The following is a 19,289-nucleotide window of genomic DNA, read 5'->3' on the forward strand; positions in this document are numbered from 1 at the left end:
AACGCAAAACCCGCCGGGACGGCCGTCCCGGCGGGTTTTTTGCTGTGGAGTTTGCCAATCAGGCGCCTCAGCCGAGCGCCTCGTCGATGCTGCGGCGCAGGATCGCCACCAGTTCGTCGACCTCGGCATGGGAGATCACCAGCGGCGGCGAGAAGACCAGGCAATCGCGCACCGCGCGGGTGGCAAGGCCATTGGCGAAACAGGCATTGCGCACCGGCGTCGACATCGACCCGACCGGCTGGACCTCCGACCGGCCGGCCTTGTCGCGGGTCAGCTCCACCGCCGCCATCAGGCCGACGCCGCGCACCTCGCCGACCAGCGGATGGTCGAGCAGGGTGGCGAGCTGCTGCTGGAAATAGGGACCGATATCGGCGCCGACCCGCTCGACGATGCCTTCCCGGCGCAGGATCGCAAGGTTCTCGCGGGCAACGGCGGCGGCGACCGGGTGGCCGGAATAGGTGTAGCCGTGCGGGAAGCGGCCCGGCGTGTCGAACACCACCTCGGCGACCCGGTCATGGACGATGCTGGCCGAGATCGGCTGGTAGCCGGAGGAGAGGCCCTTGGCGACCGTCATGATGTCCGGGGCGATGCCGAAGGTCTGGCTGCCGAACCACTCGCCCGTGCGCCCGAAGCCGCAGATCACCTCGTCGGCGATCAGCAGGATGCCGTATTTGCGGCAGATCCGCTGGACTTCCGGCCAGTAGCTGGAGGGCGGCACGAGGACGCCGCCGGCGCCCTGCACCGGCTCGCCGATGAAGGCGGCAACACGCTCCGGCCCGACGGCGAGGATCATGTCCTCCACCCCTCGCGCGGCCTTCAGGCCGAACTCGTCCGGGCTCATGTCGCCGCCCTCGCCCCACCAGTTGGGGGCCGGCGCATGATGGATGTCGGGGATCGGGATGCCGGGGATATCGTGCATGCTGGCAAGGCCGGTGAGGCTTGCCGCGGCGATGGTGCTGCCGTGATAGGCGAGCTTGCGCGAGACGATGACGGTGCGCTGCGGCTCGCCGCGCTTCTGCCAGTAGCTGCGGACGATGCGGATGTTGGTGTCGTTCGCCTCCGAGCCGGAGGCGGCGAAGAAGACGCGGTTGAGCCCCTCGGGCGCGAGTTCGGCAAGCTCCTCGGCGAGCAGGGTGGTGACCGGCGTCGTCGTCTTGAAGAAGGTGTTGTAATAGGGCAGCTCGCGCATCTGCCGCGCCGCCGCCTCCGCCAGTTCCGAGCGGCCATAGCCGATATTGACGCACCACAGCCCGCCCATGCCGTCGAGCAGGCGGTCGCCGTCGCTGTCGGTCAGGTAGCAGCCCTTGGCCGAGACGATGACCCGCGCGCCGCCCTCGCCGGCCAGTTCGCCATGGTCGGTGAAGGGATGCAGGTGGTGGGCAAGGTCAGCGGCCTTGAGCGTGGCCGTCGACGGGGAGGGATCGTTCCTCAGGTCCGGATTGGGTGTCGAAGACATGGATAGCGTCCAGGTTGGAGAAGTGCTCGACGGGATCGAGCGGCCAGAGCGGCCGTCTGATCCGACTATAGGGGATCTGCGACAGGCGCATGGTGGCGATGCCGCCGGCATCGACCAGCAGGATGTCGCGGGCAATCGGCCCGAAGGCGGCGCGCAGATGGTTGCGGCTCTTCAGGCCGATGACGGAGAGCGAGGCGGGCTCGATGCCGAGCGCGCGGAACAGGTTGAGATCGGTGACGGCGAGCGCCCGGCTGGCGACGACGATACGAAGGCCCGCCGCCTCCAGCAAGGCCATCGGCCCCATGTCGACGGAGAGCCCGCGCAGCACCGGACCTTCGCAGCGGAAGGTGCCGGGATGCAGCCGCAGGACGCGGGCCCTCAGCGCCAGCGGCGGGGTGATGTGCGGCGCAAGGCGGCCGCCCAGCGCCAGGTCGAGCAGGACGCCCTCCCCCGCCTCGCCGGCAAGGGCGACGGCGGCAGGATCGCAGATCGTCGCGAAGGCGGCGTTTTCCAGCCCCGCCTCCAGCATGGCGCGCAGCAGGTTGGGCGAATCGCCATAGGCCCCGCCGGCCGGATTGTCGGCGAAGTCGGCCAGCACCAGCGGCCGGGGGTCGCCGCCCGGCGCGCGCGCGGCGGCGATCGCGGTCTCGACGCCGGCAAAATCGAGTTGCGTTTCCTTGCGGCTGTCCCAGAGCCTTTCGCCGAGGTCGAGCGCCAGCGCGCGCGGGTCGACCGCGGCGTCCGCCATCACCGACACCATCGCGGCCGGCCCGGCATCGGGCACATCGGCCCAGGGAAAGCCGATGGTGAGCCCGGCCGAGACGACGCCCGGCCGCGCGGCAAGGGCGGCGGCATGGGCGAGCAGCGCGTTCATCGGCCCCGGCGGGCCGGTGCGGCCATGGTCGGCGGCATCGATCATCGGCGGGCGGGCGAGCACGGCGCGGGTGAGCCGGCCGCTGCCGCCGCTGCCGGCTCCGCCCCTGTCGGCTTCATCCCTGTCGGCCTCCTGCATCAGCCGCGCCAGAGCGTCGGCGGCCTCCACCGCGCAGTCGAAATGATCGACATGAGGATAGGTGCGATAGGGGAATAAGGCATCGGCGGCGGCGACCATGCGGGGCGAGACATTGGCGTGCATGTCGAGCGTCGCGACGATGGCCACCCGCTCGCCATGGCGGGCGCGCAGGGCGGCAAGCAGCTCGCCCTCCGGGTCGAGGCAGTCTTCGCTGACCATAGCCCCGTGCAGGGCGAGCAGCACCCCGTCGAAGCTCCCCCTTGCCGACAGCATCGCGTCCTTTAGGGCGGCCCAGTCGGCGGCGGCGAGCGGCCCGGAGGGACCGCAGGCGGCGGCAACGGGCAGCACGATCTCCCAGCCATGGGCGGCGGCGGCCTCCAGGAAGCCGCCGACCTCCGTGCCGGTGCCGGCGAGCCGGGCGCGGGCCTCCGCCTCGCCGAAGACGAGATAGCGGCCGGCGAAATCGGCAAGCCGGGTCGGCACCGTGTTGAACGTGTTGGTCTCGTGCAGGATCGCACCGACGAGGACGCGCTTTGCCATGGCGCTCACGAACCCGCCGAAAGGTCGACCCAGACGCTCTTGCGATGGGTGACGCTGTCGAAGGCGTGGAAGGACTTGTCGCGGCCGCTGCCCGAGGCCTTCACCCCGCCGAAGGGGACGGTGATGTCGCCGACGCGCAGGGTGTTGATCCAGACGAAGCCGGTGTCCAAGCGGCGCTCGGCCTCCAGCGCCCGGGCAAGGCTGCCGGTCCACACCGCCGCCGCCAGCCCGTAAGGACTGTCATTGGCGATGGCGACGGCCTCGTCGAGACTGCCGGCATCGATGACCGAGAGGACGGGGCCGAAGATCTCCTCGCGGGCGATGGCCATGCTGTTGTCGACATCGGCAAAGACGGTGGGGCGGACGCAGGTTTCCGGCGCAAGGCCGGGGGCGGGCGGCCCGTCGCCGGTGAGGCGGGTCGCGCCGTCCGCAAGGCCGCTCGCGATATAGCCGCGCACCCGGTCGGCATGGGCCGCAGACACCAGCGCGCCGAAGCGGGTCTCCGGCAGCAGGGGGTCGCCCGGCTCGAAGGTCCGCACCAGCGCCACCAGCTTTTCCAGGAATTCGTCGCGGATGGGGCGCTCGAGGATCAGCCGGGTGCCGGCATTGCAGATCTGGCCCTGGTTCTGGAAGACGCCCATGGCGGCGGCTTGCACCGCCCGGTCGAGGTCCGGGCAGTCGGCAAGCACGATATTGGCGGACTTGCCGCCGCATTCGAGGCCCACCTTCTTCATGTTGGACCGGCCGGCATAGGTCATCAGCAGCTTGCCGACGGCGGTGGAGCCGGTGAAGGCGAGCGAGGCGACACCGTCATGCAGGGCGAGCGCGCGGCCGGCCTCCGCGCCGATGCCCGGCAGCACGTTGAAGACGCCGTCGGGAAGGCCGGCCTCGGCGGCGAGGCGGCCGAGCCGCAGGGCCGAGAGCGGCGACAGTTCGGACGGCTTCAGGACCACGCTGTTGCCGGCGGCGAGCGCCGGGGCGATCTTGGTCATCGCCGTGACCAGCGGGAAGTTCCAGGGGACGATGGCGGCGACGACGCCGACCGGCACGCGGCGGATCATGGCGAGCACGTCGCCCCTCGTGGGGGCGATCTCGTCATAGAGCTTGTCGGCGGCTTCCGCGAACCAGCGCAGGCAGCGCACCGCCGCCGGCACGTCGATCGTCAGGCTGTCGCGGATCGGCTTGCCCATGTCGAGCGTTTCAAGGAGCGCGAAGGCGTCGGCATCCGCCTCGATCAGGTCGGCAAGATGCAAGAGCACCGCCTTGCGCGCCGCCGGGGCGGCCCGCGACCAGGCGCCCTTGTTAAAGGCGCGGGCGGCGGCCGCGACCGCCGCGTCCGCATCCGCCTCGCCGCAGGCGGCGACATCGGCGAGGATGCGGCCGGTCGCCGGGTTGAGCGTGGCGAAGGTGGCGCCGGACAGCGCCGGGCGGTAGCGGCCGTCGATGAAAGCCTCGGCCTCCGGCGACAGGTCGCGGGCGGCGGCGTGCCAGTCTTTGACGTGAGTGGGGACGTGAGTGGGGACGGAAGTGGAGGGAATGGGGGACAGGGTCATTTCGCTTCACCAGGGGAGACGGCGCCGGAACCGGCAACGGGGCGGGCCGCAAGGGAGGGCGGCTGGCGGCGGTCGCCGGACAGAAGATGCTCGGCCAGCTTGAAGGCGCGGGTGACGATGAAGGTCATCGTCAGGTAGATCAGCGCCGCCATGGACAGCAGCTCGACCGGCATGTAGTTGACCGAGCTGATGGTGCGGGCGACGCCGGTGAGGTCGAGCAGGGTGACGGTGCTGGCGAGCGAACTCGCCTTGATCAGGAGGATCACCTCGTTGCCATAGGCCGGCAGGCCGATGCGCAGCGCCTGCGGCAGGACGATGCGGCGCATGCGGGTCAGCCGCGACATGCCGATCGCCTTGGCCGCCTCGACCTGGCCGCGCGGCACCGCCTGGACGGCGCCGCGGACGATCTCCGCCGTATAGGCGGCGGTGTTCAGCGAGAAGGCGATCAGCGCGCACCAGAACGGCTCGCGCAGGACCACCCAGAACGGGCTGGCGCGCACGGCGGCGAATTGCGACAGGCCGTAATAGACGAGGAAGATCTGCACCAGCAGCGGCGTGCCGCGGAAGAAGAAGACGAAGCCATAGGCCGGCATCCACGCGAACGGGCTGCGCGCAAGGCGGGCGAGCGCGACGGCAAGCGCCATGACGAAGCCGGCGACAAGCGCAAGGCCGACCAGCCGCAGCGTCAGGCCGGCGCCGCCAAGCAGCGCGGGCAGAGCGTCGATCATCACCTGGAGGTTCATGCCGCACCCGCCGGTTCGAGGCCGCGCGAGGCCCGGCGCTCCAGCACCTGGATGGCGAGCATGCTGACGATGGTGAGCGCGAGATAGATGAAGGCCGCCGCGAGGAAGAAGGTGAAGGGCTGGCGGGTGAAGCCGACCGCGTATTCGGTCTTGCGCATCAGCTCCTCCAGGCCGATGACGGAGACGAGCGCAGTCTCCTTGAGGATGACGAGGAAGATGTTGCCCAGACCCGGCAGCGCGATGCGCCAGACCTGCGGCAGCGACACCCGGCGGAAGGTCAGCCAGCGGCCCATGCCGAGCGCGCGCGCCGCCTCGATCTGGCCCTTGGGGATCGCCTGGAAGGCGCCGCGGAAGACCTCGGTCGCATAGGCGCCGAAGGCCAACGACAGGGCGAAGACGCCGGCGACGAAGGCGTTGATGTCGACATGCTCGCTATGGCCGAGCCAGCGGGCAAGGCCGTTCACGGCGCGCACGCCGCCGAAATAGATCAGCAGGATCAGCACCAGGGCCGGCACGCCGCGCACGATGGTGGTGTAGACGTCGCCGGCGATGCGGGCCGTGCGGCTCGACGACAGTTTCATCATGGCGACGGCGATGCCGATGAGAATGCCGAAGAGCGTGCTGAGAAGGGCGACCTGGACGGTCATCAGCGTGCCGACGGCCAGCATCGGGCCGAAGCCTTGCAAGTCGGGCATCGGGCGGGGTCCTGCGATTGGCTGGAAAAGCGGAAGGCGCGGCCGGGGTCTGGGCCCGGCCGCGCCGCGACGTCGCGACTGCGATCAGTCGGCCGGCTTCATGCTGAAGGGGAAGAAGCGGTCGTTGATCTCGTCATAGACGCCGTTCGCCTTGATGGTGGCGAGCGCCGCGTCGAGCCGGGCGAGCAGGTCGGTGTCGTCCTTGCGCACGGCGATGCCGGCGCCGAGGCCGAGGATTTCAGGGTCGAGCATCGCCTCGCCCTTGATCTCGAAGGCGGCGCCGTCGTCGGACTCCAGCCACTTCGACATGGCGATGCGCTGCGCGACGACACCGTCGATGCGCCCGGTGACGAGGTCGAGATTGTGGTTCTCGACCTTGTCGTAGAGGCGCACGTCGGCTTTCGGGAAGCGGGCGTCGATCAGCGCGGCATAGGTGCTGGCGCGCTGCACGCCGAGCGACTTGCCGGCAAGGCTCTCGGCGGTCGGGGCAAGGTCGGAGGCCTTGGGGGCGACCAGCACGGCGCCGGCCTGGTAATAGGGCTTGGTGAAGTTCACCGCCTCGAGCCGCGCCGGGGTGATCGACATGCTGGCGACGATGGCGTCGTACTGGCCGGCATTGAGGCCGGGAATGATGCCGTCCCAGGCCTGGGCCGAGATGGTGCACTCGACCTTCATCTCAGTGCAGAGCGCCTTGGCGATCTCCACGTCGAAGCCCTGCAGCTCGCCCTTGGCGTCGACGAAGTTGAACGGGGGATAGGCGCCCTCGGTGGCGATGCGCAGCGTCTGGGTCTGGGTTTGGGCCTGCGCCGCCGAAGCGGCAAGGCCGAGGCCGCAGGCGGCGAGCAGCGTGGCGAATTTCATGCGCAGCGTTGTCATTGTCTTGTTCTTCCTCTGGTTGGTCGGTCGATGGGGCGGCCGTGGATGCGGGTCAGGCGGCCTCGAAGGACTGCCGGACGAATTGCCGGCAGCGGTCGGAGGCGGGATCGCCGAAGACCTGTGCCGGGGTTCCCTCCTCCTCGACGCGGCCCTGGTGCAGGAACACGACCTTCGAGGAGACGTCGCGCGCGAAGCGCATCTCATGGGTGACGATGATCATCGTCCGGTGCTCCTCGGCGAGCGCGCGCATGACGCGCAGCACCTCGCCGACGAGTTCGGGATCGAGCGCCGAGGTGGGCTCGTCGAACAGCAGCACGTCCGGGTCCATGGCAAGGGCGCGGGCGATGGCCGCGCGCTGCTGCTGGCCGCCGGACAGATGCGCAGGGTAATGGCCGCGCTTGTCGTGGATGCCGACCTTGTCGAGCAGCGCCTCCGCCTGCTCCACCGCCTCGGCGCGCGGCCGGCCGAGCACATGCACCGGGCCCTCGATGAGATTTTCCAGGATGGTGCGGTGGCTCCACAGGTTGAAGTCCTGGAACACCATGCCGACGCGGCGGCGGACCCGGTCCGCCTGGCGGTTGTCGACGCGGCCCTTCGGCCCGACCTTCAGCTCCTCGCCGAAGACGCGGATCGAGCCGCTGTCATAGCGCTCCAAAAGGTTGATGCAGCGCAGGAAGGTGCTCTTGCCCGAGCCGCTCGCGCCGATGATCGAGATGACGTCGCCTTTTTCCGCCCGCAGCGAAATGCCCTTCAGCACCTCCAACTGGTTGAAGCGCTTGTGCAGGTCGTCAACGACGATCGGCGTCCCCTCGGTCATGCAGCCCTCCCGGTGCGACCGCCTTGCGATCCGTTTTGTTCGCTTGGCGGTCATACGTTCACTGTGCGCACACGTTAGGAAGGAATGGCGAGGCTGTCAAGCGCCCGAACAAACGGGCGGCAGGCGAACACGGGCAGGCGAACACGGGCAGGCGAACACGGGCGAGCAAAGGCAGGCAGATGCGCAAAGGCAGGCGCGCACGGGCAGCCCCGCGCGCTGGCGGCGCGGGCCGGCGGAAACCGACAGGACCGGGGAAAGATGGGGGACGCGCGGCTCAGGGCCGCGAGCGGATCGCGAATTCGATCTCGGAAGCGGCCGAGCGCAGCACCGGCAGGAGCTGCGAGACGAGGCTTTCCATGGTGTGGCGGGGCGCCGGCACGCCCATGTTGATCGCCGCGATGACGCGTCCGTCGCGCCCGCGCACCGGCACGGCGATGGAGCGGATGCCCACCTCGAGCTGGCCCTCGGCGGTGCAATAGCCGTCGGAGCGGCCCTTGAGGATCATTTCGCGCAGCGCATGGCGGTCGGTGACGGTGAGCGGCGTGACCTGGCGGATCTCAGAGCGGGCAAGCAGCGCGTCGAGCTCGGCATCGGGCAGGCCGCCGAGCAGCACCCGGCCGAGCGAGGTGGTGGTGGCCGGGTAGCGGTTGCCCAGCGCGATGCTGATCGACATCATCCGGTTGGCGGTGTGGCGGGCGACATAGACCACCTCGGCGCCGTCGAGCACGCCCATGGAGCACGGCTCCTCGGCCTGCTTGGCCGCCGCCTCGAGGATCGGATTGGCGATCTCGATGAAGGAGAAGGAGCTGAAATAGGCCATGCCCAGCTCCAGCACCCGCGGCCGCAGGCGATAGTCGCGCCCGTCGAAGCTGGCATATTCGAGCGTCACCAGCGTCTTCAGGAAGCGGCCGGCGGCAGCGCGCGGCAGGCCGGTCTTGCGCGCCACCTCGCTCAGGGTCATCGCCGGGGTGAAGCGGTCGAACGCCTTGATGACGGCAAGGCCGCGGGCCAGCGAGCGCACGAAATCGGAGCTGGTGTCCGCCTGCGCGTCCGCAAGGTCCTCGACATCGTCCTGCGCCATGGCGGCCCTTTCCAAGAATCATCCCGTGCGACCCTCGTTAGCATGACGCACGGGTGTTCGCTAGACGAACTCCCGGCGCCGCTTGAGGATCTCCCGCGCCGCGTTGCGCCCCGGCAGGCCGGTGACGCCGCCGCCGGGATGGGTGCCGGAACCGCACTGGAACAGGCCCTTGACCGGGCTGGTATAGGCGGCATGGCCGGCGGCCGGGCGCAGGCTGAACAACTGGTCGAGATGCATCTCGCCATGGAAGATGTCGCCGCCGACAAGGCCGTATTCGGTCTCCAGATCGAGCGGCGTCAGCGCGCTGTAGCCGAGCACCGAGGCGGGGAAATTCGGCGCATAGTCGCCGATCGTATCGATCACCAGCTTCGCCACCTCGTCGCGGTGATCGTCCCAGGAGGCGCCCTCGGGCAGGTCCGGGTTGAAATGCTGGCAGAACAGGCCGGCGATGTGCTGCCCCTTCGGCGCCAGTTCCGGCTCGACGGCGGTCGGGATGCACATGGAGACGACCGGCCGGCGCGACCAGCCGCGATGGCGGGCCTCGTCATAGGCGGTCTCCAGATAGCCGAGCGAGGGGGCAATGGCGATGGTGCCGGCATGGTGGCGCTGCATCTCGCGCCCCGGGCGGGCGATGAAGTCCGGCAGTTCGGACAGTGCCACGTTCATGCGGAAGGTGCCCGAGCGGCAGCGCCAGTTGCGCAGCCGGCGCAGGAAGGCGCTGTCGGGCAGGCTGCTGTCCAGCATCTTCAGGAACAGCAGGCGCGGATTGACGCTGGAGGCAAGGATGCGCGCGCGCAGCACGGTGCCGTCGTCCAGCGCGACGCCGGCGGCGCGGCCCTTCTCGACGATCACCTCGCGCACGCCGCGCCCCAGATGGACGACGCCGCCGCGCGCTTCCAGCGACTTCTGCATCGCCTGTGTGATGCCGCCCATGCCGCCGCGCGGCTGGCCCCACTTGCCGCGCTTGCCGTTGACCTCGCCGAAGACGTGGTGGAGCAGCACATAGGCCGAGCCGAGCGCCGAGGGGCTGACCATGTTGCCGACCAGCCCCTTGAAGCCGTAGATGCCCTTGAACGCCTCGCTGTCGAACCGCTCGTTCAGGAAATCGGCAAGGCTCTTCAGCATCAGGTCGGCAAAGCCGGCGCGCTGCTCGCGGCTGAAGTGCCGCAAGTGCCAGCCGACCCGGCCGCTCTGCAGCAGTTCGCCCCAGCCGCCGGTCAGTTCCGGCGGCCGCTCGCGGGCGATCGCCCGCATCACCGTCGCCGAGACGTCGAGCAGGGCGGAAAGCTCCGCATAGGCCTTGGCGTCGGACGGACTTTCGGCAGCCAGTTGCTGCATCACCGCCGCCTTGTCGCCGAGCAGCTCGATGGACCGTCCGTCGGGCAGCACGCTCAAGGTGCCGCCCTCGCGCTCCAGGATCTCCAGCCCGTGCCGGTGCAGCTCCAGATCGGCGATCACCTCCGGCGCCAGCAGGCCGACCAGATAGGCGCAGGAGGAATTGCGGAAACCGGGATGGAACTCCTCGGTGACGCAGGCGCCGCCGACGATGGCGCGGCGCTCGACCACCGCGACCCGCAGGCCGGCGCGGGCAAGATAGCCGGCGCAGGTGAGACCGTTATGGCCGCCGCCGATGATGACGGCGTCGAAGGAAGACGAAGCACTCATGACAGGATCCAGCACTCAGGTGGGGCGTCGGGGCGGAGGAAGCTCGCCGGCACATGGCGATAGGGCAGGCTGGTCAGGTCCGCCGGGGCCGGGCCGGGCGTGTCGACATCGATGATGGCGCCGCAAAACGTGCCGAAGGCGGCGCGGAAATGGTTCTTGGCCTTGGTGCAGAACAGGGCGACCTCTCCAAGGTCGATGCCGTGCAGGGCGGCCCAGGCCGGATCGTTGACGCTCTGGGCGGTCTCGGCGACCACCACCTGCAGGGCGCCGGCGCGCAGCAGCACGGTGCGGCCGACCGCCTCCGGCCGGCCGCGCTCCATCGGCCCGGTGTTGACGAAACGCCCGTCGGTGAGGCGGACGATCTCGCCCGAAAACGGCACCGGCGGGCCGAAGGCCGTGCCGAGCCGGCCGCCGAGAGGGGCTTCCAGCCGGGCCCCTGGCCCGAGCGCATGGGCGCGGGCGACGAGATCGGGATCGCAGAAGCTGGCGAACAGGGCCGGCCAGGGCGGCGCCGCCTCGACAAGGGCGCGGAACAGGCCCGGCGTGTCGCCGGCGCCGCCCGACAGCGGATTGTCGGAATTTTCCAAGACCGCGACCGGCCAGCGGGTGCCGGTCTCCAGCAGGCGGACGGCGCGCGCCAGGCCTTCGGCGGCTCCCGGCAGATCGGGCAGGAAGGCGCCATGGCGGCGCAGCAGCTCGTCCGCCATCCCTTGCGCCACCGCGCGGGCGCGGGCGCCCTCCCCGGCCCCCTCGCCCTCGCCATCGTCCTCCCCCCCGTCGCGGTGGCAGACGGTGATGGCGGCCGAGGTCCAGGGCGTGTCGGCATAGGCGAAACCGCCGAAGACGGTGACATCGGCAAGGCCGGCCGCCGCCTCGCGCTCGGCCGCCAGGCGGACGAGCCCGCCCATCGGCTCGCCGTCGGTGCGCATGGAATGGCTGGGCGGCAGCATCGGCACCGGCAGGATCAGCGAGCGGAAGCGCTCGCCCTGCACCATCCGCTCAAGGAGGCCGAGCGCCTTTTCCGCCGTCTCCGTCATGTCGACATGGGGATAGGTCTTGTAGCCGACGACGATGTCGGCGCTTTCGGCACTGCGCGGATCGAGGCAGGCATGCAGGTCGAAACTGACGGCGAGCGGAACGTGCGGACCGATCGCGGCGCGGATGCGGGCAAGCAGCGTGCGGTCGGGGCCAGGGTCGCGCGTGCCGGCAAGGGCGCCGTGCAGCGAGACATAGACCGCATCGAGCGGCGCCTGCGCCATCTCGCGGACGAGGCCCGCGACGATCTCGTCATGGATGGCATCGAGCGCTGCCTGCTCGACAAGACCGCCGGGCGGGGCCGAGGTGCAGCGCAGGAAGACGCCCTGCCAGTCGGGCCGGGCGTCGAGAAAGGCGACCGTCCCGCCCATCTCCGTCGCCGTGCCGCGATAGGCCGCGCGCGCTTGCGGCCCCGCCTGCCACTCGCGCCGGCGAAAACTCTCAAGGCCGGTGGGAACGGGGGAAAAGGCATTGGCCTCATGCCACAGCCGCGCAATCGCCAGACGCCGCATCACGCTCTCTTTCTGGTCGGGTGGAGGGGATCGGGAGAAAATCGGGGCTGTCGCGCCACAGGCTTGTCCGTTTAGCGGATTTGTGTTCACTATGCGGATGATCCTAGGGGCGAATCCGGACCGCTGTCAATCGACGGCCGCATCGCCCCGCCGATCCGCCTGCCCGCCTGCCCGCCTGCCCGCCTGCCGCAAAGGTCCCGCGATGAGCCACGTCTTCCACCGATCCGCCCGCGCCACCCCGCCGCTCGCCGTCGCCGGCGAGGGCAGCTACATCCTGGGGAGCGACGGGCGGCGCTATCTCGACGCCTGCGGCGGCGCTGCCGTCTCCTGCCTCGGCCACAGCCAGCAGGAAGTGGCGGAGGCCATCGCGGCGCAGGCCGGGCGGCTCGCCTATGCCCATACTGGCTTCTTCACCAGCGAGCCGGCGGAAGAACTCGCCGACCTGCTGGTCGAGGGGGCGCCGCGCGGGCTCGACAAGGTCTATTTCGTGCTGAGCGGCTCGGAGGCGGTGGAGTGCGCGCTGAAGATGGCGCATCAGTATCACCGCGAGCGCGGCGAGCCGGCGCGCCGGCATGTGATCAGCCGCTGGCAGAGCTATCACGGCAACACGCTCGGCGCCCTGTCGGCGGGGGGCAACCGGGCGCGCCGCGCCGCCTATGCCGACCTGCTGATCGACATGCATCACATCTCGCCGTGCCATGCCTATCGCGGCCGGCAGGAGGGCGAGAGCGCGGAAGACTATGGCCTGCGCGCCGCCGACGAGCTGGAGGCGAAGATCCTGGAGCTGGGGCCGGGCACCGTCTCGGCCTTCATCGCCGAGACCGTGTCGGGGGCAACGCTCGGCGCGGTGCCGCCGGCGCCCGGCTATTTCCGCCGGATCCGCGAGATCTGCGACCGGCACGGCGTGCTGCTGATCCTCGACGAGGTGATGTGCGGCATGGGCCGCACCGGCTCCTTGCATGCCTGTCTTGCCGAAGGCATCGCGCCGGACCTGATGACGGTCGCCAAGGGGCTGGGCGCGGGCTTCCTGCCGCTCGGCGCGGTGCTGGTCGGCGGGCATGTCCATGCCGCCTTCGCGGACGGATCGGGCGCGTTCCAGCACGGGCATACGTTTGTCGGCCACCCGGTCGCCTGTGCCGGGGCGCTGGCGACGCAGAAGATCATCCGCCGCGAGAAGCTGGTGGAGAAGGTGCAGGCCGAGGAGCGGCTAGTGCGGGCGCTGCTGGAGGCGCGCTTCGGCCAGCATCCGCATGTCGGCGACATTCGCGGGCGCGGCTTCTTCTTCGCGCTGGAACTGGTCGCCGACCGCGACAGCAAGGCGCCCTTCGCGCCCGAGCGGCAGCTTGCCGCTACAATCAAGCGCGAGGCGCAGGCGCGCGGGCTGCTGTGCTATCCCGGCGCCGGCACGGTGGACGGGGAGGCGGGCGACCATGTGCTGCTCGCCCCGCCCTATACGGCGACGGGCGCGGAACTGGCCGAAATGGTGCGCCTGCTCGGCGAGACGCTCGACGCGCTGCTCGGCTGACAGGGGCAGCGCTCAGGCAAGGACGGGGCGGGCGGGCGCGCCGAGATTGCCGAGAAGGCCGGCAATGGCGCGCAGGGCCGCCTCCAGATCGTCCGGCGCCGGACCGCCGATGCACAGGCGCACGCCGGAGGCGGCCGGATCCGGTGCAGGTTGGGTCGCGTCGGCCCGAGTGGACTCGGGCGGGGTGACCAGCACCCCGAGCGCCCGCGCCGCCACCTCCAGCGCCGCCGCCAGCGGCGGGGCGAGCGGCAGCCAGACGTGATAGCCGACATGGCGGGCCTCGCGCAGGGCCGGGCCGAGGATCGCGGAAGCCAGCGCCCGGCGGCGCCGCGCCTCCTCGCGGATCGCCGCGCCGATCGCCTCCGCCGTGCCGTCCAGCACCCATTGCTCCATCACCGCACAGCCGAGCGGCGAGATCATCAGGCCGCTGGCATGGAGCGCCGCCTCCGCCCGGTCGAACCAGGCCGGCGGCACCACCAGCCCGCCGATGCGCAGCGCCGGGTTGAGCGTCTTCGACAGGCTGTTGACATAGAAGACCCGCTCGGGCGCGAGGCTGGCGAGCGGGGGAAAGTCCGGCTCCGGCACCAGCCGGTAGACGTCGTCCTCGATCAGCACGACGTCGCGGGCGCGGCACAGCGCGACGATCGCGTCGCGGCGGCCCCGGTCCATCGAGCCGGTGGTCGGGTTCTGCATGGTCGGCGTCAGATAGACGGCGGTGCCGCCTCCCCCCGCGTCCTTCAGAGCCCGCCCCAGCGCGTCGTCGAGCGCCTCATCGAGAGCCTCTGGCCGCATGCCCTGGCCGTCCATGGCGACGCCGACGACGCGCAGGCCGAGATGCCGGGCGAGCGCCAGCACGCCGGGATAGGTCTGCGCCTCCACCACCAGCGTGCCGCCGGGACCGCAGACGGTGGTGAGGGCGACGGCCAGCGCATGCTGGGCGCCGCCGGTCAGAAGCAGGCAGGCGGGATCGGCCTCCATGCCGAGGCGGCGGAACCAGCGGGCCAGCTCGTTGCGGAAGCGCGGATGGCCGGCGACCGGTGGATAGGTGCTGAGCATCTCGGCATCGATGCGCCTTGCCAGCGCCGCAAGGGTACGCCCCGGCAGCCTCTCGCCGACGGCCGACGGCGGCACGTTGCGCGACAGGTCGATGAAGTCGCCATGCCGCGCCGCCGTCGCGGCGACAAAGGTCCCGGCGCCGCGCTCGGAGCGCAGCAGCCCGCGCCGCTCCAGCATGGCATAGGCCTTGGTCACCGTGCCGAGGCCGATGCCGAGGCGCCAGGCGAGATCGCGCTGCGCCGGCAGGCGGGCGCCGACCGGCAGGGCCCCGGACAGGATGTCCTGCGACAGGGCGGCATCGAGCCGCTCGGCGGGCGAGCCGTCGATCTCGGCCAGACGCGGGTGCCAGGGCGATTGCAGACGCATGCGAACTCCCGGAGTGTAACGTGACACTTTTGCTGTTTTAACGAAGTGTCACTGCCCATAGCATGGCCCGTCATGAAAGTCCCGCTTTCCCCCGCAGCCGACCGGACCCCCGCCATGCGCCAGGACGCGCACTCCGCCTTTGCCGCCCCCACCCTGGTCCCGCCGCGCCCGGTGGACAGGATTTCGCCGGAAAGGGCGATGCGGCTTGCCGCGCCGCTCACGGCGCTGCGCGCCTTCGAGGCGGCGGCACGGCATCTGTCGATCAAGGCGGCAGCGGGGGAGATCGGCGTGACGCCCTCCGCCATCAGCCATCAGTTGCGGGCGCTGGAAACCGTGCTGGGGGTCGAACTGATGCGCCGGGTCGGGCCGCGGCTGGAACTGACCGAGACCGGCCAGGCGCTGTCGCCCGAACTCACCGCCGGCTTCGGCCGCATCGCCGAGGCGGTGGGGCTGCTGAAGAGCGAGCGCAAGCTCGGGCCGCTGCGGCTGTCGATGCTGCCGACCTTCGCGGCGCACTGGCTGTCGCCGCGCCTGACGCGCTATCCCTTCGCGCGGGCCGGCTTCGAGCTGCTGATTTCGACCGGCCAGGCCAGCGTCGACCTGCCGGCGGGCGCCGCCGACGCCGCCGTCCGCCACGGGCGCGGCTCCTGGCCGGGAGTGATCTCGGACCTGCTGTTCGAGGAGAGCCTCGGCCTGCTCGGCGCCCCCGGCCTTGTCCGGCCGGACGAGGAGAGCGCCCGGCGGCAGATCGGCCGCAGCATCCTGTTCCTGTCGCAGAACCGGCGCGAGGCGTTCGAGCGCTGGAACGCCGGACTGCCGGGCGGGCCGCTGCGCCCGGCGGCGGTGACGCTGGTCGATTCGTCCGGGCTCGGGCTGAAGGCGGCGATCGACGGGGCCGGCGTGACGCTGGCCGGCCTCGAGATCGCCGGCCAGGACATGGCCGCCGGACGTCTCGCCCGGCTGTTCGACCACACGCTCGCCGCCGATGCCGGCTACCATCTGTGCTATCCGCCGGCGCTGCAGCGCGACCGGCGCATCCGCAACCTGCGGAGCTGGCTGCTGGCCGAGGCTGCCGGTCAGCCGCCCTCGCCTCTTTCCGCCTCTGCCTCCGCCTCTCCTTCTGCCTCCCCTTCTCCGGCCCAGTAGTCGACGACGGCGTCCCGGCGCAGCACGACCTCCAGCCGCCGCGCCGTCTTGTCGCCGCCCGGCGCCGCCCCGGCGAAGGCGACCAGCTTGCCGCTGTCGGGATATTCCATCACGTCCGGCTCATGCATGCTGCTGACGGCGAGATAGCGCAGCGGCCCGTCGTCATCGGCGATCAACTGATGCGCGGTGGCCGGCCCGCCGGCCGGGCAGACGACGACATCGCCGGCGCGCAGCGCATGCACCTCCCCGCCATAGCGCAGCCGGCCGGTGCCGGAGAGAATCACGAACATCTCGTCATTGGCGTGGTGGCAATGGTACGGCCAGGCCCGCTTGCCGGCCGGCACTTCCACATAGCGGGCGCCGAGCCGGCGGGCGCCGAACGGGGCGGCGATCGAGGCCATGCGCGCCTCGAAGCTCTCGCCATGGCGCTGGGTCTGCAGCGACAGGTTTTCAGGTCGAACGATCGGGGTCATCGGCTGTCACCTTCTGCCGTTTGCGGATGCGAGGGGAGCGTGGGCACCGGCCAGCCGGCAGGGTCGACCGGCAGCCGGTCGCCGGCGGTCGAGGGCGCCGAGACGAGGAGGAAAACCAGGTCGGCCGCACCGTCGTTGCGGACCCAGTGCGGCTGTCCGGGCGGCACATGCAGCCCCTGGCGCGGGCCGGCGCGCAGCACCGCCTGCGGCGTGACCAGGGTCATTTCTCCCTCCAGCACATAGAACACCTGGCGGGCGCGGCGATGCTCATGCGGCTCTTCCCGCGCTCCCGGCGGCATCCGTTCCTGACGCAATTGCAGCCCGTCCAGCTCCAGCAGGCGCCAGCCGAGGCAGGCGTCGCCCCAAGTATAGACCGTGTCCGCGTCCGCTTCGACCACCTCCATGACAGCGCTCACAGCCAGAACAGGCCGGCGGTCAGCGCGGCGAGGCCGGCCATCGTCCGGTTGACCATGAGCAGCTTGCGGGGATCGCGCAGCACCTTCCTCAGGCCCGCCCCGAACGCCGCCCAGACCGACATGCAGGGAATGCCGACCACCGCGAAGACAAGACACACCAGCGCCAGCCGCCCGACATAGCCCTCGCCCGGCGCGACGAAGGCGGCGATGACCGTGACGGCGATCAGCCAGGCCTTGGGATTGACGAACTGGAAGGCGGCGGCCTGGAAAAAGCTGATCGGCGCGGCCATCGAGGCATCGCTGAGTTCGGCCGCACGCCAGAGCTTGGCCGCCAGCCACAGCAGATACAGGGTGCCGACCAGCTTCAAGGCGACCTGCAGCCGCGGCTCGAGCGCGAAGACCGCGCCAAGGCCGGCGCCGACGGCGGAAAGCTGCACCGCGACGCCGAAGGGAATTCCGAGAATATGCGGCCAGGTCCGCGCCATGCCGAAGATCAGGCCGGAGGTCGTCAGCATCAGGTTGTTGGGGCCCGGCGTGATCGACATCACGAAGGCATAGATGGCGAGCGCCGCCAGTGTCGTGGGTTCCATTGCCTCGCTCGTGCTTCCGGTCCGCCCGCGTGGTGCGACCGCCGGGACACTTGACCACAGAAGCCCGATCCGTTCTGCTGAGTTTTCATCACGCCGGGCTGAGCTTTGCTCCATCGTGCCGGACGCGCGGGCGAGCGCGGGGGCCCCAGCGGTCCCCCGGCATCGCGATGCCGGGCAACGGCGAAAGGCAGGACGGATGATCGTCGACGACCAGAGCGCAGCGATGGCCCTGCTGGCCGGCATGCCGGGACCGGTCGAGGTCATCGAGACCCATATCTCGCATGTGGTGCTGGCCGGCGAGCGGGCCTGGAAGATGAAGCGGGCGGTCAAGCTGCCCTATGTCGACTTCTCGACGCCGGAGTTGCGCCTTGCCGCCTGCGCCGCCGAAGTGGAGCTGAATTCCAGAACCGCGCCGGGACTTTACCTCGGCTGCCATCGGATCACCGAGGAGACCGACGGCCGGCTGGCGCTGGACGGCGCCGGGCGGCTGGTCGACGCGGTGGTGGAGATGGCGCGCTTCGACCAGGACTGCCTGCTGGACCGGATGGCGCGCGCCGGCCGGCTGACCCCGGCCCTGATGCGCGAGACGGCGCGGATGATCGCCCGCTTCCACCGCGAGGCGCCGGTAGCGCGGGGGCGCGGCGGCAGCGCCCTGATGGCCGGGGTGCTCGACATCAACGAGGCTGGCTTCGCCACCAGCCATGTCTTCGGCGAGGCGGAGACGGCGACCCTCACCCAGGCCTTCCGCGCGGCGCTGGCCGGCCAAGCCGACCTGCTCGACGCCCGCGCGCGGGAGGGCCGGGTCCGGCGCTGCCACGGCGACCTGCACCTGCGCAACATCTGCCTGATCGACGGCACGCCGCAGCTCTTCGATTGTATCGAGTTCAGCGAGGACATCGCCACCATCGACGTGCTCTACGACCTCGCCTTCCTGCTGATGGACCTGTGGCATCACGGCTTCGCCGACCTCGCCAATCTGGTCGTGAACCAGTACCTGGACGAGACCGGCGACGACGAGGGCTTCGCCCTGCTGCCGTTCTTCATGGCGGTGCGGGCGGCGGTGCGGGCGCATGTCACCGCGACCCAGATCGAGGAGGGCGGCGGAGCGGAAGGGCTCACCGAGGCGGCACGCAGCTATTTCGAGCTGGCGGGCGCGCTGCTGCAACCGCAGCCGCCGCGCTGTGTCGCCATCGCCGGCCTCAGCGGCTCCGGCAAGACCACCGTGACGGAAGCGCTCGCCGCCCATCTCGGCGCGCCGCCGGGCGCGCGCATCATCGAGAGCGACAGGATCCGCAAGGCGCTGCACGGGGTGCCGGCCGAAACGCGCCTGCCGGCCGAGGCCTATCGGCCGGAGGTATCGGACAGGGTCTACCGGGAGATGGAGCGGCGCGCCGTGCTGGTCCTGCGCCAGGGCGGGGCGGCGATCGCCGAGGCGGTGTTCGAGCGGCCGGCCGACCGGGCGGGGATCGCGGCGGCGGCAGCCGCGGCCGGCGTGCCGTTTCTCGGCCTGTGGCTCGACGCCGACCCGCAAACCCTGCGGCAGCGGGTCGAGAGCCGGACCAGCGGCCCGTCCGACGCGACCGGCGACATCCTGGCGCGGCAGCTCCAACGGCGGATCGCCTATCCGGGCTGGCTGCGGGTCGCGGCCGGGGGCGACGTGGCGATGACGGTCGCCGGGATCCTCGCCCGCCTGACGGCCGGCAAGGAGGCACCCTCCGGCTCGTGAGACCCG

17 protein-coding genes are annotated in these 19,289 nt (G+C 71.0%); 3 read left to right on the plus strand and 14 right to left on the minus strand.

All coding sequences use genetic code 11. The features are described 5' to 3' along the window. Positions 1 to 67: 67 nt before the first annotated feature. From P2PM1_RS12725 to P2PM1_RS12770, 10 genes are all read right to left on the minus strand, one after another. Positions 68 to 1,456, minus strand: a complete 1,389-nt coding sequence (locus P2PM1_RS12725; RefSeq protein ID WP_186399278.1) for an aspartate aminotransferase family protein — start codon at positions 1,454 to 1,456, stop codon at positions 68 to 70. Then, positions 1,386 to 3,008: a M81 family metallopeptidase gene (locus P2PM1_RS12730; protein WP_186399279.1), complete on the minus strand. Its 1,623-nt coding sequence runs from the start codon at positions 3,006 to 3,008 to the stop codon at positions 1,386 to 1,388. Before P2PM1_RS12730 ends, P2PM1_RS12725 begins: the two co-directional genes overlap by 71 nt. A gap of 5 nt (positions 3,009 to 3,013) precedes the next feature. Next, entirely contained in the window at positions 3,014 to 4,561 is a 1,548-nt protein-coding gene (locus tag P2PM1_RS12735) for an aldehyde dehydrogenase (protein WP_186399280.1), read from the minus strand. Beyond that, entirely contained in the window at positions 4,558 to 5,304 is a 747-nt protein-coding gene (locus tag P2PM1_RS12740) for an ABC transporter permease (RefSeq protein WP_186399281.1), read from the minus strand. The genes P2PM1_RS12735 and P2PM1_RS12740 overlap by 4 nt, the downstream gene beginning before the upstream one ends. Continuing rightward, positions 5,301 to 5,999: an ABC transporter permease gene (locus P2PM1_RS12745; protein WP_186388595.1), complete on the minus strand. Its 699-nt coding sequence runs from the start codon at positions 5,997 to 5,999 to the stop codon at positions 5,301 to 5,303. The genes P2PM1_RS12740 and P2PM1_RS12745 overlap by 4 nt, the downstream gene beginning before the upstream one ends. An 84-nt stretch (positions 6,000 to 6,083) precedes the next feature. Further along, positions 6,084 to 6,875 (minus strand): transporter substrate-binding domain-containing protein, encoded by a 792-nt coding sequence (locus tag P2PM1_RS12750; RefSeq protein ID WP_244293122.1) that lies wholly within the window; start codon positions 6,873 to 6,875, stop codon positions 6,084 to 6,086. Positions 6,876 to 6,927: 52 nt separating this feature from the next. Next, positions 6,928 to 7,692 carry an ABC transporter ATP-binding protein gene (locus tag P2PM1_RS12755; RefSeq protein ID WP_186399282.1) on the minus strand — a complete coding sequence of 255 codons (765 nt, stop codon included), beginning with the start codon at positions 7,690 to 7,692 and terminating at the stop codon, positions 6,928 to 6,930. A gap of 274 nt (positions 7,693 to 7,966) precedes the next feature. Beyond that, positions 7,967 to 8,773 (minus strand): IclR family transcriptional regulator C-terminal domain-containing protein, encoded by an 807-nt coding sequence (locus P2PM1_RS12760; protein WP_186399283.1) that lies wholly within the window; start codon positions 8,771 to 8,773, stop codon positions 7,967 to 7,969. 60 nt (positions 8,774 to 8,833) lie between these two features. Next, positions 8,834 to 10,438, minus strand: coding sequence for an NAD(P)/FAD-dependent oxidoreductase (locus P2PM1_RS12765; protein ID WP_186399284.1), 1,605 nt, complete (start codon positions 10,436 to 10,438; stop codon positions 8,834 to 8,836). Continuing rightward, on the minus strand, positions 10,435 to 11,985 hold the full coding sequence (locus tag P2PM1_RS12770) for a M81 family metallopeptidase (RefSeq protein ID WP_186399285.1): 1,551 nt from the start codon (positions 11,983 to 11,985) through the stop codon (positions 10,435 to 10,437). Before P2PM1_RS12770 ends, P2PM1_RS12765 begins: the two co-directional genes overlap by 4 nt. Before the next feature lie 202 nt (positions 11,986 to 12,187). On the opposite strand from P2PM1_RS12770, the gene P2PM1_RS12775 reads away from it, so the two are divergent. Continuing rightward, positions 12,188 to 13,510 carry an aspartate aminotransferase family protein gene (locus tag P2PM1_RS12775; RefSeq protein ID WP_186399286.1) on the plus strand — a complete coding sequence of 441 codons (1,323 nt, stop codon included), beginning with the start codon at positions 12,188 to 12,190 and terminating at the stop codon, positions 13,508 to 13,510. Positions 13,511 to 13,522: 12 nt separating this feature from the next. On the opposite strand, the gene P2PM1_RS12780 is transcribed toward P2PM1_RS12775, so the two are convergent. After that, positions 13,523 to 14,932 carry a PLP-dependent aminotransferase family protein gene (locus P2PM1_RS12780; protein ID WP_186399287.1) on the minus strand — a complete coding sequence of 470 codons (1,410 nt, stop codon included), beginning with the start codon at positions 14,930 to 14,932 and terminating at the stop codon, positions 13,523 to 13,525. A gap of 114 nt (positions 14,933 to 15,046) precedes the next feature. On the opposite strand from P2PM1_RS12780, the gene P2PM1_RS12785 reads away from it, so the two are divergent. Further along, positions 15,047 to 16,078, plus strand: a complete 1,032-nt coding sequence (locus tag P2PM1_RS12785; protein WP_244301493.1) for a LysR substrate-binding domain-containing protein — start codon at positions 15,047 to 15,049, stop codon at positions 16,076 to 16,078. Here the strand turns inward: P2PM1_RS12785 and P2PM1_RS12790 are convergent. The 3 genes from P2PM1_RS12790 to P2PM1_RS12800 are packed head-to-tail and all read right to left on the minus strand — an operon-like array spanning position 16,009 to position 17,557. Further along, on the minus strand, positions 16,009 to 16,551 hold the full coding sequence (locus P2PM1_RS12790; RefSeq protein WP_186399288.1) for a cupin domain-containing protein: 543 nt from the start codon (positions 16,549 to 16,551) through the stop codon (positions 16,009 to 16,011). The genes P2PM1_RS12785 and P2PM1_RS12790 overlap by 70 nt on opposite strands. Further along, positions 16,548 to 16,955: a cupin domain-containing protein gene (locus tag P2PM1_RS12795; protein ID WP_186388586.1), complete on the minus strand. Its 408-nt coding sequence runs from the start codon at positions 16,953 to 16,955 to the stop codon at positions 16,548 to 16,550. The genes P2PM1_RS12790 and P2PM1_RS12795 overlap by 4 nt, the downstream gene beginning before the upstream one ends. Before the next feature lie 8 nt (positions 16,956 to 16,963). After that, entirely contained in the window at positions 16,964 to 17,557 is a 594-nt protein-coding gene (locus P2PM1_RS12800) for a LysE family translocator (protein WP_186388585.1), read from the minus strand. 196 nt (positions 17,558 to 17,753) lie between these two features. Here P2PM1_RS12800 and P2PM1_RS12805 point away from each other — a divergent pair, with 196 nt between their 5' ends. After that, positions 17,754 to 19,283, plus strand: a complete 1,530-nt coding sequence (locus P2PM1_RS12805) for a bifunctional aminoglycoside phosphotransferase/ATP-binding protein (RefSeq protein ID WP_186399289.1) — start codon at positions 17,754 to 17,756, stop codon at positions 19,281 to 19,283. The last annotated feature ends 6 nt before the right edge of the window (positions 19,284 to 19,289 follow it).

The organism is Stappia sp. P2PMeth1 (genome assembly GCF_900185735.1).
In the GTDB taxonomy this organism is placed as follows: domain Bacteria; phylum Pseudomonadota; class Alphaproteobacteria; order Rhizobiales; family Stappiaceae; genus Stappia.

Excerpts from the sequence above, each read along its gene's own strand:
- P2PM1_RS12745 (WP_186388595.1), bottom strand. The coding sequence starts at position 5,999 with ATGCCCGACTTGCAAGGCTTCGGCCCGATGCTGGCCGTCGGCACGCTG.
- P2PM1_RS12790 (WP_186399288.1), bottom strand. The coding sequence starts at position 16,551 with ATGACCCCGATCGTTCGACCTGAAAACCTGTCGCTGCAGACCCAGCGC.
- P2PM1_RS12765 (WP_186399284.1), bottom strand. The coding sequence starts at position 10,438 with ATGAGTGCTTCGTCTTCCTTCGACGCCGTCATCATCGGCGGCGGCCAT.
- P2PM1_RS12755 (WP_186399282.1), bottom strand. The coding sequence starts at position 7,692 with ATGACCGAGGGGACGCCGATCGTCGTTGACGACCTGCACAAGCGCTTC.
- P2PM1_RS12740 (WP_186399281.1), bottom strand. The coding sequence starts at position 5,304 with ATGAACCTCCAGGTGATGATCGACGCTCTGCCCGCGCTGCTTGGCGGC.
- P2PM1_RS12730 (WP_186399279.1), bottom strand. The coding sequence starts at position 3,008 with ATGGCAAAGCGCGTCCTCGTCGGTGCGATCCTGCACGAGACCAACACG.
- P2PM1_RS12735 (WP_186399280.1), bottom strand. The coding sequence starts at position 4,561 with ATGACCCTGTCCCCCATTCCCTCCACTTCCGTCCCCACTCACGTCCCC.
- P2PM1_RS12805 (WP_186399289.1), top strand. The coding sequence starts at position 17,754 with ATGATCGTCGACGACCAGAGCGCAGCGATGGCCCTGCTGGCCGGCATG.
- P2PM1_RS12780 (WP_186399287.1), bottom strand. The coding sequence starts at position 14,932 with ATGCGTCTGCAATCGCCCTGGCACCCGCGTCTGGCCGAGATCGACGGC.
- P2PM1_RS12795 (WP_186388586.1), bottom strand. The coding sequence starts at position 16,955 with ATGGAGGTGGTCGAAGCGGACGCGGACACGGTCTATACTTGGGGCGAC.
- P2PM1_RS12770 (WP_186399285.1), bottom strand. The coding sequence starts at position 11,985 with ATGCGGCGTCTGGCGATTGCGCGGCTGTGGCATGAGGCCAATGCCTTT.
- P2PM1_RS12775 (WP_186399286.1), top strand. The coding sequence starts at position 12,188 with ATGAGCCACGTCTTCCACCGATCCGCCCGCGCCACCCCGCCGCTCGCC.
- P2PM1_RS12785 (WP_244301493.1), top strand. The coding sequence starts at position 15,047 with ATGCGCCAGGACGCGCACTCCGCCTTTGCCGCCCCCACCCTGGTCCCG.
- P2PM1_RS12800 (WP_186388585.1), bottom strand. The coding sequence starts at position 17,557 with ATGGAACCCACGACACTGGCGGCGCTCGCCATCTATGCCTTCGTGATG.
- P2PM1_RS12760 (WP_186399283.1), bottom strand. The coding sequence starts at position 8,773 with ATGGCGCAGGACGATGTCGAGGACCTTGCGGACGCGCAGGCGGACACC.
- P2PM1_RS12750 (WP_244293122.1), bottom strand. The coding sequence starts at position 6,875 with ATGACAACGCTGCGCATGAAATTCGCCACGCTGCTCGCCGCCTGCGGC.
- P2PM1_RS12725 (WP_186399278.1), bottom strand. The coding sequence starts at position 1,456 with ATGTCTTCGACACCCAATCCGGACCTGAGGAACGATCCCTCCCCGTCG.